Origin of the sequence: Flavobacterium sp. RSB2_4_14, from assembly GCF_051547085.1 — a bacterium.
In the GTDB taxonomy this organism is placed as follows: domain Bacteria; phylum Bacteroidota; class Bacteroidia; order Flavobacteriales; family Flavobacteriaceae; genus Flavobacterium.
Map to the genome: position 1 here is coordinate 16,691 of NZ_JBPTTL010000009.1, position 13,415 is coordinate 30,105.

At 33.2% G+C, this 13,415-nt stretch carries 13 protein-coding genes and 1 tRNA gene; 10 read left to right on the forward strand and 4 right to left on the reverse strand.

All coding sequences use genetic code 11. From position 1 onward, the window contains the following. The first annotated feature begins 30 nt into the window (after positions 1-30). The 5 genes from ACSVH2_RS13000 to ACSVH2_RS13020 all read left to right on the forward strand — a co-directional run bounded on the left by ACSVH2_RS13000 (position 31) and on the right by ACSVH2_RS13020 (position 3,585). Positions 31-1,443: an MBL fold metallo-hydrolase gene (locus ACSVH2_RS13000; RefSeq protein WP_438093612.1), complete on the forward strand. Its 1,413-nt coding sequence runs from the start codon at positions 31-33 to the stop codon at positions 1,441-1,443. An 83-nt stretch (positions 1,444-1,526) separates the two neighbouring features. Next, the gene (locus ACSVH2_RS13005) at positions 1,527-2,258 is read left to right on the forward strand and encodes a DUF4369 domain-containing protein (RefSeq protein ID WP_438093613.1); all 732 of its coding nucleotides are present in this window, start codon (positions 1,527-1,529) and stop codon (positions 2,256-2,258) included. Between the two features lie 17 nt (positions 2,259-2,275). Beyond that, a complete protein-coding gene (locus ACSVH2_RS13010; protein ID WP_438093700.1) occupies positions 2,276-2,686 on the forward strand; it encodes a TlpA family protein disulfide reductase in 411 nt (136 codons plus the stop codon). Positions 2,687-2,835: 149 nt separating this feature from the next. Next, positions 2,836-2,917 (forward strand) — tRNA-Tyr (locus ACSVH2_RS13015). 131 nt (positions 2,918-3,048) lie between these two features. Continuing rightward, positions 3,049-3,585 (forward strand): hypothetical protein, encoded by a 537-nt coding sequence (locus ACSVH2_RS13020; RefSeq protein ID WP_438093614.1) that lies wholly within the window; start codon positions 3,049-3,051, stop codon positions 3,583-3,585. Positions 3,586-3,654: 69 nt separating this feature from the next. Here ACSVH2_RS13020 and ACSVH2_RS13025 read toward each other — a convergent pair whose 3' ends face one another. Next, positions 3,655-4,347, reverse strand: coding sequence for an SIMPL domain-containing protein (locus ACSVH2_RS13025; RefSeq protein WP_438093615.1), 693 nt, complete (start codon positions 4,345-4,347; stop codon positions 3,655-3,657). A gap of 51 nt (positions 4,348-4,398) precedes the next feature. Beyond that, positions 4,399-5,040 carry a rhomboid family intramembrane serine protease gene (locus ACSVH2_RS13030; protein ID WP_438093616.1) on the reverse strand — a complete coding sequence of 214 codons (642 nt, stop codon included), beginning with the start codon at positions 5,038-5,040 and terminating at the stop codon, positions 4,399-4,401. A gap of 133 nt (positions 5,041-5,173) precedes the next feature. Here ACSVH2_RS13030 and ACSVH2_RS13035 point away from each other — a divergent pair, with 133 nt between their 5' ends. Beyond that, entirely contained in the window at positions 5,174-6,055 is an 882-nt protein-coding gene (locus ACSVH2_RS13035; RefSeq protein ID WP_438093617.1) for a lysophospholipid acyltransferase family protein, read from the forward strand. Here the strand turns inward: ACSVH2_RS13035 and ACSVH2_RS13040 are convergent. Next, positions 6,045-7,529 carry an aminotransferase class V-fold PLP-dependent enzyme gene (locus ACSVH2_RS13040; RefSeq protein ID WP_438093618.1) on the reverse strand — a complete coding sequence of 495 codons (1,485 nt, stop codon included), beginning with the start codon at positions 7,527-7,529 and terminating at the stop codon, positions 6,045-6,047. The two genes, ACSVH2_RS13035 and ACSVH2_RS13040, sit on opposite strands and share 11 nt — an antisense overlap. 140 nt (positions 7,530-7,669) lie before the next feature. On the opposite strand from ACSVH2_RS13040, the gene ACSVH2_RS13045 reads away from it, so the two are divergent. Next, complete coding sequence (locus ACSVH2_RS13045; protein WP_438093619.1) at positions 7,670-9,061, forward strand: DUF1800 domain-containing protein; 1,392 nt, start codon at positions 7,670-7,672, stop codon at positions 9,059-9,061. 2 nt (positions 9,062-9,063) lie between these two features. Further along, positions 9,064-10,230, forward strand: a complete 1,167-nt coding sequence (locus ACSVH2_RS13050; protein WP_438093620.1) for a DUF1501 domain-containing protein — start codon at positions 9,064-9,066, stop codon at positions 10,228-10,230. A 26-nt stretch (positions 10,231-10,256) separates the two neighbouring features. Here the strand turns inward: ACSVH2_RS13050 and ACSVH2_RS13055 are convergent, their stop codons facing one another. Then, positions 10,257-10,988 carry a biotin--[acetyl-CoA-carboxylase] ligase gene (locus ACSVH2_RS13055; RefSeq protein ID WP_438093621.1) on the reverse strand — a complete coding sequence of 244 codons (732 nt, stop codon included), beginning with the start codon at positions 10,986-10,988 and terminating at the stop codon, positions 10,257-10,259. A gap of 93 nt (positions 10,989-11,081) precedes the next feature. Here ACSVH2_RS13055 and rsfS point away from each other — a divergent pair, with 93 nt between their 5' ends. Further along, positions 11,082-11,453: a ribosome silencing factor gene (gene rsfS, locus ACSVH2_RS13060; protein WP_438093622.1), complete on the forward strand. Its 372-nt coding sequence runs from the start codon at positions 11,082-11,084 to the stop codon at positions 11,451-11,453. A gap of 14 nt (positions 11,454-11,467) precedes the next feature. Beyond that, positions 11,468-13,390 (forward strand): ATP-dependent zinc metalloprotease FtsH, encoded by a 1,923-nt coding sequence (ftsH, locus tag ACSVH2_RS13065; RefSeq protein WP_438093623.1) that lies wholly within the window; start codon positions 11,468-11,470, stop codon positions 13,388-13,390. Positions 13,391-13,415: the final 25 nt, after the last annotated feature.

Here is a 13,415-nt window from a genome sequence, read left to right on the forward strand (position 1 = left end):
TATCTTTAAATTTGTATAAAATTTACAACTATGAAAATAGAACAAATATACACCGGTTGCATTGCCCAAGCTGCTTATTATTTAGAGAATAACGGTGAAGCGGCAATATTTGATCCACTTCGAGAAGTTCAACCTTATATTGATAGAGCTCAAAAAGATAACGCCAAAATAAAATATATTTTTGAAACCCATTTCCATGCCGATTTTGTTTCTGGTCATTTAGATTTAGCACAAAAAAGTGGTGGGAAAATTGTTTACGGACCAACTGCTAATCCTGAATTTGATGCTATTATCGCTACTGATAATCAAGAATTTAAAGTAGGTAATTACACTATAAAAGCAATCCATACACCAGGACACACACTCGAAAGCACTTGTTATCTTTTGACTGATGAAAATGGCAAACAACATGGAATTATAACTGGAGATACTCTTTTCATAGGCGATGTTGGTCGCCCAGATTTAGCGCAAGCATTGACTGAAGAATTAACCCAAGAAAAATTGGCTTCCTATCTTTTTGACTCATTACGTAACAAAATCATGCCTTTATCGGATGATTTAATTGTTTACCCAAGTCATGGAGCAGGAAGTGCCTGTGGCAAAAACATGAGCAAAGAGACTACCGATACTTTGGGCAATCAAAAGAAAACCAATTATGCCCTTCGTGCCGATATGACCAAAGAAGAATTCACTAAAGAATTACTGGATGGTTTAGGACTTCCACCTGCCTATTTCCCTCAAAATGTAATGTTAAACATCAAAGGGTATGATAGTTTAGATTCTATAATTAACAAAAGTAATATTGGCTTATCACCAACTGAATTTGAAACTGTTGCCAATCAAGATGATGTAGTCGTTTTAGATGTTAGACACGAAAATGATTTTGTAAAAGCGCATATTCCAAACTCAATTTTTATAGGAATTCAAGGAAATTTTGCTCCTTGGGTTGGTTCATTGCTTAGAGATGTAAATCAAAAACTACTATTGATTATTCCTGAAGGAAAAGAAGAAGAAACCATTACAAGATTATCTCGAGTTGGTTTTGATCATGTTTTGGGGTATTTAAAAGGTGGAATTGCCGAATGGAAAAAAGCAGGTTTTGAAACTGACTCAATAGATTCAATAACACCAGAAGATTTTTCAAAACAATTAACTAAAAACAGTATTATTGTTGATGCCCGAAAACCTAGTGAATTTGAGGCAGAGCATGTAGAAAACGCGATCAACATTCCACTTGATAGCATAAATGAAAACTTTCAAACCGTGCCAAAAGACAAAAATTTCTTTTTGCATTGCGCTGGAGGTTATCGTTCCGTAATCATGGCTTCTATCTTAAAATCAAGAGGGATTCACAATTTAATCAATATAGAAAAAGGGATGAGTGGCATCAAACAAACGGATGTACCTTGCACCAAATTTGTTTGTCCTTCAACCTTAAAATAAATCTTTAAAAAAATCATTAAAAATTTATTTAAAACACTGCAATTTAAATACATTTGCAATCTTTAAAAATTTAAATCAAAAAAATGAAAAAAATTATTCTTTTAGTAACCATTGCTGTAGTTTTATTTTCTTGTAATAAACTTGCTGAAGGTGAATATATTATTACAGGAACCGTAAAAGGTATGAAAACAGGTCTTGTTTATCTAGAAAAACAAAGTCCAATGGGAATGGGAATTACAGCTCTCGATACAGTTAAAATAGTAGATGGAAAGTTTGAAATTAAAGGAAAAACTGGTGAGCCAGAAATTCATTTTATTCAAGTTGATAAACTCAATGGAAAAGTACCAGTAATTCTTGAAGGTGGAGAAATAACCGTTGAAGTTGATAAAGACAGTGTTTTCAAATCAAAAATGGGTGGAACTTATAATAATGATGAGTTTTCTAAATTTGGTATAGAATCAAACAAAATCCAGAAAAAACTACAAAAAAGTGTGATGGACTTTCAAATCAAAAACAAAACTATCATTGAAGAAGCACAAAAAACCAATGATACTGTTGTTATGAACAAGTTGAAAAAAGAGTATGATATCATTCAAAAAGAAATGACTGATTATACTTTCAATTATCCTAAAACACATCCAAAATCTTTCATTAGTGTGTTGATTACACAAGCAATGTTCAACAATAGAAACTTTACTGAAAAAGACGTAGAAAAAGTATTCAATTCATTGGATGAGTCATTGAAAAATACTAAACCAGGTAAATCTATTAAACAAAACCTTGCTCTTTTAAAAAAAAAACCAGTCCTAAAGTAAGCATTACTATTGGTGATATTGCACCAAATTTTAAAGCACCAACTCCCAATGGAAAATTAATTTCTTTAAAAGAAAGTCTGGGTAAAGTTACTTTAATTGATTTTTGGGCATCTTGGTGTCAACCTTGTAGAGAAGCAAATCCAGAAGTTGTCAGTCTTTACAATGAATTTAATAAGAAAGGCTTAAACATTATAAGTGTTTCTCTTGATGATAATGCCGAGAATTGGAAAAGTGCAATTGCAAAAGATGGATTAACTTGGACGCAAGTATCAAATTTGAAAGAGATGAAAGATCCAATTGCATTACAATATGGAATAACTCAAATTCCAACAACTTTTTTACTAGATTCTAATGGAAAAATAATTGCAATAGATTTGAATGGAGAAAGTTTAAAATCAAAAATCAATGAACTTTTATCAAAAAAATAAGGTATTTCAAAAAATATAAATCAAATCTCCCTCGGGAGATTTTTTTATTTCACTCAAAACCAAAAGATTAAAAAAAGAGTGAACGAAATAAGTTTATTTTGTTTGTGAACATCAAAAGTGTTTTTATATTTGCAGTCGCTGTTAGCGATGGGGAGATACTCAAGCGGCCAACGAGGGCGGACTGTAAATCCGCTGATTACATCTTCGCAGGTTCGAATCCTGCTCTCCCCACAAATAAATATTATAATAAGGAAAAACGCTAAATTCATTTGAGCGTTTTTTTTGTTTTAAAATGAATGAACTCATTTTTAGTGAATTTGTTCTTTTGTTTAAAAAAGTTATATTTGATAAAAAAAATATATATGAAATCAAAACTTGTCTTTAATTCGCTAGTATTATTTGCTATTCTATTCATTTCTTGTAAAAAAGAAGAAGAAACTGTGAGTGACTCTCCAAGTAATACACCAAAAGAAATAATTATTCCGAGAGTACAGGCTATTCCTGCTCAGGCAAACATGCAACAAGCTGTTTCACAAAATGTGGCTCCAGTTCAAAATCAAAATGCGCCGCAAAATATTCAAACAGTTACACCAAATCCTGTGGTCACTAAACCAGGAATGAATCCACCACACGGACAAGCTGGACATCGATGTGACATAGCGGTTGGTGCTCCACTAAATTCCCCAGTAAGTAAACCAAAGCCTGGAGCAACTATTACGCAACAGCCTACATTTACAACTTCGACAACTACAAATGCACAAACAACGCCAGCATCAGCTCCTGCTATTTTAAATCCAAATGCGGCAACTACAGTTACAGCACCAGGAATGAATCCACCTCACGGTCAGGCTGGCCATGATTGTGCGGTTGCCGTTGGTGCACCATTACCTAAAAAATAAAGTTTTCCTATAAAAAAAATTCCCTTTTTGAATATTCAAAAAGGGAATTTTCATAAGTTGTTGTTTGACTTATTCCAAAGCAAAAGTCACGCTTACATTAGTATTTATTTCTATTTCACCTACTGCTAAAGTTTCTCTTGGTGCACTTTTATCTTCAGCCATAGCCATCATATTTCCTTTGTACATCGGCTGTGGAATATAAACTTGCGAATTATCTGTTATCAATAAAGCTTTGCCCACTTTTTGTCCTAGCACAGAAACATAATCAGCTGCTTTTTGTTTGGCATTGATCATGGCTTTTTTTCTAGCCTCTTTTTCATACTCTTCCATTTTGGATGATTTGAATTCTACACCTTGAATAGAATTCACTCCAGCATCATTCAAACCCATCATGATATCATCATATTTTGTCAAATCTTTAAGTGTTATACTCAACGTTTGATTAGCTTGAAAGTTGTATTTCTTTTTTTCGTAATCATAACTTTTATTTAAGCTAACAGTATTTGTTTTATAGTCAGTAGCTGGAATGCCGCTTTTTTTAAGAAACTTAATTACTTTGTCAACTACTTCATCATTTAATGTTTTTACCTCTTTGGCATCTTTGCCTGAGTTTTGAAAACCGACGGTAACAATGGCTTGGTCAGGAATTACTTTTACTTTACCCTCACCTGTAACAGAGATTTGAGGAACTTGAGGTCTTTGCTCTTGGGCTTGAACTGCCAAAGCAAAAAATACTGCGATCATTACAACTGCTTTCTTCATGACTTTTTATGTTTTTTGATTATAGATTACTAATTTCAAAAGTTGTGCCATTTACAATTTTCCCATTTTAGCCATTACAAAAAGAATAACTATAGGAATGGCTAACAAAATAACCATCAATAAATTATCTTGTAGAAGAGACGGCATTTTTAACAATGTTATAACATATCCACCAACAGCACCACCGAAATGAGCCGTGTGACCAATGTTATCATTTTTGGCTTTCATTCCGTAGATGGAATATAACAGATACAATATTCCAAAAAGATAGGCCGGAATAGGAATGATAAAAAAGATACCTAACATCATGTCAGGTTGCAACAATATAGCGGAATATAAAACACCTGTCACTGCTCCAGAGGCGCCAACAGCGCTGTAACTATAATCATCTTTATGAAACAACATGGTCAACAAACTACCAAAAATTAAACTTCCAAAATAAACCAACACAAATGAAAAATTGCCTAAAAAACTATAAACTACAGGCGCAAAAAACCATAATGTCAGCATGTTAAAAGCTAAATGGACAACATCAACATGAAGAAATGCCGAAGAAATCATCCTAATTTGTTCACCAGCTCGAATACTACCTACATGAAATTGGTATTTTCTAAAAAAGGAAACATCATTAAATCCTTTCATACTGAAAAGTACATTGGCCAAAATTATAGCCAATAAAAAAAGGTTATCCATATTGATATATTTTTTACTTCGTACAGTTCGACCTAAAGGTCTCGAGTGTAAAAATAACAATACTTCTTTAGGTTTTGTTAATGTTAAAGTATTAAAATAACAATTAACTTTATATTTGCATAAATATATTCCAATGCAATTCATCGCTTTCATTTTATTGTATCCCATAATCTGGCTAATATCCATTTTGCCTTTCAGATTATTATATTTTTTTTCAGATACTGTCTATTTCTTAGTTTATTATATCATAGGGTATAGAAAAAAAGTCGTTCGCAACAATATTGCCATGGCATTGCCTCATTTATCTGAAAAAGAACGATTAGAAATAGAGAAGAAATCATACCATCACTTGTGTGATATGTTTCTTGAAATGATAAAAACCTTGTCAATTTCAAGAAAAGAAATTGAAAAGAGGTATTTATTTACCAATATGAATCTGTATTTAGATTTAGAGAAAAAAGGAAAAAGTATTGCCGTGATGATGGCTCATTATGCTAGTTATGAATGGGCAATATCTATGAATTATCATATCCAATTTCAAGGATATGGAATTTATAAAAAAATAGCCAATTCGTATTTTGATAAATTAGTAAAAGATATTCGAGGAAAATTCAAAGCTACTTTAATTACCACCAGAGAAACAATTCCTGTAATTCAAGAAAATGCAAGATTAGGACATCTTGGCGTATATGGGTTTGCAAGTGATCAATCACCTCAGTTAAGCAAAACCTATCATTGGACAGCATTTATGGGAATAGAAACACCTGTTCATACTGGTGCTGAAATGCTTGCCAAGCGATTTGACATGAATGTTGTATTCCTAAGAGTTAAGAAAGTAAAACGAGGTTATTATGAAGCTACTTTTGAACTTATGTGTGACAATCCCAAAGATGTTCCTAACTATGAAATCTCAGATGAGTTTTTGAGAAGAGTGGAAAAACAAATTTACGAAGTTCCTGAATATTATTTGTGGACACACAAACGATGGAAACACAGAAAGCCAATTACGACTTAAACCAACTTTTCACCATTACTTCTTCGCTGTTTTTGGCATCTTTATGAACAAACTCATTTGTTTTTGAATTGTATTCATAGTCTTTTGCCCAAGTTTCATGATGTTTAGCTAATTTTTTAATGCTATCACAAACCATTTGAATTTCTTCATTTGTGGTAGTTGGATGTATAGACATTCTAATCCATCCTGGTTTTTTGATTAAATCGCCCGAACTAATTTGGCAAACCAAATCATTTGAGGTTTCTTGGTCAACGTGCAACAAATAATGCCCATAAGTACCTGCACAACTGCAACCGCCACGTGTTTGAATGCCAAACTTATCGTTCAATAATTTTACACCCAAATTAAAATGTAAACCATCAATATAAAAAGAAATTACCCCTAACCTATCTTGATGTTGGCTGGCCAAAATATGAATATTTTCAATGGAATTTAGCTCTGAAAAAATGTATTCCACAATTTCATGTTCACGTTCCAAGATATGCTCAACTCCCATTTTTTCTTTCAACTGAATTGCCAAAGCCGTTTTAATCACTTGAAGAAAACCTGGTGTTCCACCATCTTCTCTATCTTCAATATTGTCAATATATTTATGTTCTCCCCAAGGATTTGTCCAACTCACTGTTCCTCCACCAGGACAATCGGGTACATTATTTTTATATAAATTTTTATTAAAAATCAAAACTCCTGAAGTTCCTGGACCACCCAAAAATTTGTGTGGAGAAAAGAAAATAGCATCTAAATAACTTTCGTTATCAGGATGCATATTGATATCAACATAAGGTCCAGAACAAGCGAAGTCAACAAAACAAACTCCTCCATGTTGGCGCATAATTTTTGCAACTTCATGATAAGGTGTTCTTATTCCAGTAACATTTGAACAAGAGGTGATTGAAGCAATTTTAAAACTTCTGTCTTTGTATTGTTCAACTAGTTTTTGAAATTCATCAATACAAAACAATCCATCTTCTGTAGCAGGAATAACCACTACATCAGCAATAGTTTCCAACCAAGAGGTTTGATTAGAATGATGTTCCATATGAGAAATAAAAACTATCGGTTTTAATTCCTTTGGAATAATGGTAAATTCTTTTAAATTTTCTGGAATGCGTAACCCTAAAATACGTTGGAATTTATTTACCACACCTGTCATTCCGGTTCCATCAGTAATTAAAACATCATTATCGTTGGCATGAACATGTTTTTTAATTATGTGTCTTGCTTCATGATAAGCCATGGTCATAGCTGTTCCTGAAACAGTAGTTTCAGTATGCGTATTCGCTACAAATGGTCCAAACTCATTCATCATTTTTTCCTCAATAGGACGATACAATCTTCCGCTTGCAGTCCAATCAGTATAAACAATTTTTTTTCGTCCAAAAGGCGAATCAAATTCTTGATTTATTCCAATAATATTTTGACGAAATTGTTGGAAATACTGTTCTAGTTCGGTGTGCGTTTCTGAGGTAATCATTTGATAGAAATTTGGTTCCAAAGATACATTATTTTTATTTTTAGTTACTAAAAATTGATATTCCTTGTCAAATTCACAAAATATCATTTTACATTTAAACCTAATAAGAATATTTAAGTCCAATATCAAAGTTTATCATCATGAACAAATACACCCTTTGGTCTTTACGATTAGGATTTTCAGGAAAACAAAGTAGCAAAATAGAAAAATTAGGCCTACCTACATTTCTTGAAAAATCCTTCGCTTCTCCTTTTGATAAAAAAGTTCCTCAATTATTAGATAAAAGTCCTAAATCTTTAGAAGAATTAAAATCAAAACGGCAAGAAATAAAGAATTCTAATTCAGAACAAGCAAAAGAACTATTAAAAGTAGAATTCCAAGTTTCTCAGGAAATGAAAGCTTGGTGGCTCCAAAAAATGATAAACGATGAGTTTCCTTTGAGAGAAAAAATGGTGTGTTTCTGGCACAATCATTTTGTGTGCACTTTTCAAAAAGTAAAAGTCAATTATTGGATTTACCAACACAATCAAATACTACGAGAAAATGCCTTTAGCAATTTCAAAACATTGACCAAAAAAATCATTCAAACCAATGCCATGGTGCGCTATTTGGATAATGTAGATAATAAAAATGATAAAATTAACGAAAATCTTAGTAGAGAATTACTAGAATTATTTACTCTAGGAATAGGAAATTATAAAGAAGAAGATATAAAAAATGGCGCAAAAGGTTTAGCAGGTTTAAACATTGGTGAGAATAGTGCACAATACCGACGATTTTTAGAAAATAATGATACAATTTCCTATTTTGGTAAAACTGGAAAATTCAAAATTGACGAAATGGTTGACATCATTTTTGAGCAAAAAGCAATTCCTTATTTGATTACTCGAAAAATATTACAGTGGTTTATATATGACAATCCATCGAAAACTTTGGTTACTTATTACGGTGATTATTTTAGGAAAGTTAATTTTGAAATAAAGCCATTATTAATTAAAATATTTACAGAAGAATTCCCGAAAGACAATGCAGGAAGCAAGATTAAAGACCCGTTAGTTTATATTATGCAAGTGATGAATGAGCTGAATGTGGAACAACTAAGTCCAAAACTATTGGCTTTTTATTTGAAACAACAAGGCATGGATTTATTCAATCAACCCAATGTTAAAGGTTGGAATGGTGGAAAAGAATGGCTTACATCACAAATTTATTTACAACGCAACAATGTAGCCGATTTATTGTGCAACGGTAAAAACATCAGTCGGAAAGCACAGTTTATGGATAACGACATGGTAAAGGAAAACATCAATCAATTGGTTAAAGTATCTTTGAACTGGACAAAAGCAGGCAATAACAAAACTATTATAGCCGAACTACAAGACCGATTGTTATTTCAGACTAATGAAAACCTACAAAAAGATTGGGAAACAATTTTAAAGTACGATTTCAATCCAAAAGCCGATGGTGCGGACAACGCCGTGATGCGCTTGTTTAATAACATGATAAAAACTCCAGAATTTCAAATCGTTTAGCCATGAACAGAAGAAACTTTCTCACGCTTACAGGAACATTCACCGGCGGAACCTTGCTTCTACCCGATTTCCTTCATGCATTTGGTTCACAAACCAATTTAGTTATTGGCGAACAGTGCTTAGTTTTTATCCAACTAAACGGTGGCAATGATGGATTGAATACTTTTATCCCTTTTGATAATCCGTTATATTATGATTTACGAACTAAAATAGCGATTTCAAAGAACGATGTACTAGCCAAAAATAATGGCATGGGTTTTCATCCTGCGCTCAAAGATTTTGCCAAAATTCAACAAAATGGCGATTTGTCTGTTGTTCAAAATGTGGGTTATCCCGAACCTAATCGTTCTCATTTTCGGAGTCAAGAAATTTGGCAAACCGCTTCCAATCCCAACCAATATTTAAATGAAGGTTGGCTTGGTCGTTATCTCGATTTACAATGCAAGGAACACCAACCCACAGCAGGAATAAATTTAGACAATATAGATAATCTGGCGTTGAAAGGAAACGAACCCAATGCTATTACTGTAAAAGACCCAAACCGTTTCAAAATTAGAACAGATACTGATGAAACGATAAAACTGTCTGATAATCCACAACTTGATTTTGTGCGCAAAATAGCCAATTCGGTTACCGAAGGGTCAGATGAAATTCAAAAAGCTTTGGCAAAATCAACTGCGGAAAATAGTTATCCAAAAACCGGGTTGGGTAAAAATCTTGAATGGATTGCACGATTGATTAAAGGAAATTTAAATTCGAAAGTGTATTACACTTCCCAAAACGGGTATGATACCCATGACAATCAAGTAGCCATTCAACAACGCAATTTAACCGAGTTGAATGATGCTATCTTTAGTTTTTATACCGATTTGAAAAAAGCAAATTTGCTTCAAAATGTAACCATAGTAGTCTTTTCGGAATTTGGTCGAAGAGTAAAAGACAATGGTAATGGCACTGACCACGGAACTGCAGCTCCCATGTTTATTATTGGTGGAAACACAAAAGGAAAAATAGTAGGTAATAATCCAAACCTTACTGACTTAGATAATGGCGATTTAAAATATGAAATCGATTTTAGAAGTGTTTATGCTACGCTATTAAAAGAAAAAATGAACTTTGATTACACTAAAATTGGTATTAACAACTCACCTTTGAAAGGATTATTTTAAGAAATTGTTTATTAGAGGGATTTATTTCAAAAAAGCATCTTAATGTCTTTCACTTCATAATGATGTATCTTATCATCATCATGCCATATAGCTAATTTTCCGTCTCGTGTAACATACTTTACAAAACCATTAAAACGATGACCGTTTTTATCCTGAAAATGAGATGGCCTATTTAATTGAAATAAACTCTCGTTGTATATGTTCCAAAGAGTATCCATATTTTCATTAGCTATTAGTAAATAACTTTCTATGGAACGTTGCAGCAATTTTGCTACATCTTCAAGATTATCAAATTCTAAATCGGAATGTTGGCACAAAGAAGTAGCATTTGGAATTCCATCAAAATTGGTTTGATTTACATTAAGCCCAATTCCAACAACGGCTGTGATACTGCCATCCGATTTAATTACATTTTCTATAAGAATACCAGCAATTTTTTTTCCATCTGCCATAATGTCGTTAGGCCATTTCACCTTCACATTAGAAACTTTCATCAGCTCTAAAAGTTTAGCAACTGCAAGGGTTATTGTCACATTAAAATCAAAAACAGAGTTTTCCTTTTGAACAACATCTTTAACCAAGATGCTCATGAGCAGGTTTTTACCAGCCTCAGAATGCCATTCAGCACCCATCTGACCTTTGCCCTTTGTCTGAACATTTGCCATTACAACGGTTAGGTTTTCCAATACTTTATCTTTGGACAATTGTTTCAAATAGTCATTTGTCGAATCTATGGCATCGAGTTTGATTATAGTCATGATAGTAAAGTAAATATTAACGAATTTTAAACTTTTGTTGAGCAAAAATAATAACAAAAAAGAATACCTTTGCAAAACATACATAAAAAGTACATGACGAAGAAAAAAGTTAATACCGATATTCTCCTAGCGAATATCATCAAAGGCATTGAAGAAGTAAAAGGAAATGATATTGATATCCTCGATTTAAGAGCAATTGACACTGCAGTTTGTGATTATTTTATCATCTGCAATGGAAATTCAAATACCCAAGTTAACGCAATAGTTAACTCCATCCAAAAACTAGTATCCAAAGAATTAAAAGACAAACCATGGCACGTGGAAGGAACGGACAATGGCGAGTGGGTACTAATGGATTATGTAGATATTGTAGTTCATGTGTTTCAAAAACAAATAAGAGAATTCTATAACATCGAAGGACTTTGGGGTGATGCTCAAATTACAACAATACCAAACAACTACTAAAAGTTTTAAAAAAAATGGCTGACGAAAAGAAATCTAATAATTTCAAATTTAGTCCTTGGTGGATATATGCCGGATTAATTGTAGTGTTTTTTGCACTCAATTTTTTTGGCGGTTCCAATTTTCAGGACGCAACCAAAATATCCTCTTCCAAATTCAACGAATACCTTGAAAAAGGACAAATTGAAAAAGTTATTGTTTACAACAAAACCGAAGGAGAAGCTTTTTTAACTGCTGCTGCCTTAAAAGAAAAAGCACATAGCAAAGTGGCCAAAGACATGTTGGGTAATGCCAACAAAGGACCACATTACACATTTGACCCAGGAAATGATGAAGTTTTTCAAAATAAATTGGAAAAAGCAAAACTAGAAGGCAAAATAAAAGACTACGATTTCAAAGCCAAAAGCAATTGGTCAGAGATATTTATAAGTCTTTTACCGATTATAGTAATTATTGGACTTTGGATTTTAATCATGCGCAGAATGTCCGGCGGTGGTGCTGGCGGCGGTGGAGGTCAAATCTTCAATATTGGAAAATCAAGAGCGAAACTTTTTGACGAAAAAACAGATTTAAAAACGACTTTCAAAGATGTTGCTGGTTTAGAAGGTGCAAAAGAAGAAATCCAAGAAATTGTTGAATTCCTTAGAAACCCTGAAAAATATACAGCGCTTGGTGGTAAAATTCCAAAAGGAGCATTACTCGTTGGTCCTCCAGGAACAGGAAAAACATTATTAGCCAAAGCCGTTGCAGGTGAAGCTAAAGTTCCATTCTTTTCCCTTTCGGGTTCAGATTTTGTAGAAATGTTTGTGGGAGTTGGAGCTTCACGTGTGAGAGACTTGTTCAAACAAGCCAAAGACAAAGCACCGGCAATCATTTTTATTGATGAAATAGATGCTGTAGGTCGTGCTCGTGGAAAAAATAATTTTTCTGGCGGTAATGATGAAAGAGAAAATACTTTAAATCAGTTACTTACTGAAATGGACGGTTTTGGTACTAATACTCATGTAATTGTATTGGCTGCAACCAATAGAGCAGATGTTTTAGACAAAGCCTTGATGCGTGCCGGAAGATTTGACCGTCAAATTTATGTTGACTTACCAGACATTAGAGAACGTAAAGAAATTTTTGAAGTACACCTTGCGCCTCTAAAGAAAGTAGAAGGATTAGATATTGAATTTTTAGCCAAACAAACACCTGGTTTTTCTGGTGCTGATATTGCAAATGTGTGTAATGAAGCCGCTTTGATTGCAGCTCGAAATAACAAAACAGCTGTTGACAAACAAGATTTTCTTGATGCTGTTGACAGAATAGTTGGTGGACTTGAAAAGAAAAATAAAATTGTAACTACCGAGGAAAAACGTGCTATTGCAGTTCACGAAGCTGGTCACGCCACAGTAAGTTGGATGCTTGAACACGCTGCGCCTTTAATAAAAGTTACCATAGTTCCTAGAGGTCAAAGTTTAGGTGCTGCTTGGTATCTACCTGAAGAACGCTTAATTGTTCGTCCAGAGCAAATGCTAGATGAAATGTGTGCCACAATGGGTGGTCGTGCTGCTGAGAAAGTAATGTTCAATAAAATTTCTACAGGAGCATTAAGTGATTTAGAAAAAGTAACCAAACAAGCTCGTGCCATGGTTACCATTTATGGCTTGAGTGATAAGCTTGGAAACATTACATACTATGATTCGTCAGGACAAAGTGAATATAATTTTTCAAAACCCTATTCTGAGGAAACTGCTCAAGTTATTGACAAAGAAATTTCAAGTCTTATTGAAACCGAATACCAAAGAGCCATTAAAATCTTAGAGGATAACAAAGAAAAACTTGAACAATTAGCTAGTATTTTAATTGAAAGAGAAGTAATTTTCAAAGACGATTTAGAGACTATTTTTGGTAAAAGACCCTTCGAAATTCCTGCAGAAGAAACAGATATAGTATAGTCAAATAGGTTTTTTAACATTTTTT

Coding starts and splice junctions, on each gene's coding strand:
- ACSVH2_RS13000 (WP_438093612.1), top strand. CDS start 31: ATGAAAATAGAACAAATATACACCGGTTGCATTGCCCAAGCTGCTTAT.
- ACSVH2_RS13005 (WP_438093613.1), top strand. CDS start 1,527: ATGAAAAAAATTATTCTTTTAGTAACCATTGCTGTAGTTTTATTTTCT.
- ACSVH2_RS13020 (WP_438093614.1), top strand. CDS start 3,049: ATGAAATCAAAACTTGTCTTTAATTCGCTAGTATTATTTGCTATTCTA.
- ACSVH2_RS13025 (WP_438093615.1), bottom strand. CDS start 4,347: ATGAAGAAAGCAGTTGTAATGATCGCAGTATTTTTTGCTTTGGCAGTT.
- ACSVH2_RS13030 (WP_438093616.1), bottom strand. CDS start 5,040: ATGGATAACCTTTTTTTATTGGCTATAATTTTGGCCAATGTACTTTTC.
- ACSVH2_RS13035 (WP_438093617.1), top strand. CDS start 5,174: ATGCAATTCATCGCTTTCATTTTATTGTATCCCATAATCTGGCTAATA.
- ACSVH2_RS13040 (WP_438093618.1), bottom strand. CDS start 7,529: ATGATTACCTCAGAAACGCACACCGAACTAGAACAGTATTTCCAACAA.
- ACSVH2_RS13045 (WP_438093619.1), top strand. CDS start 7,670: ATGAACAAATACACCCTTTGGTCTTTACGATTAGGATTTTCAGGAAAA.
- ACSVH2_RS13050 (WP_438093620.1), top strand. CDS start 9,064: ATGAACAGAAGAAACTTTCTCACGCTTACAGGAACATTCACCGGCGGA.
- ACSVH2_RS13055 (WP_438093621.1), bottom strand. CDS start 10,988: ATGACTATAATCAAACTCGATGCCATAGATTCGACAAATGACTATTTG.
- rsfS (WP_438093622.1), top strand. CDS start 11,082: ATGACGAAGAAAAAAGTTAATACCGATATTCTCCTAGCGAATATCATC.
- ftsH (WP_438093623.1), top strand. CDS start 11,468: ATGGCTGACGAAAAGAAATCTAATAATTTCAAATTTAGTCCTTGGTGG.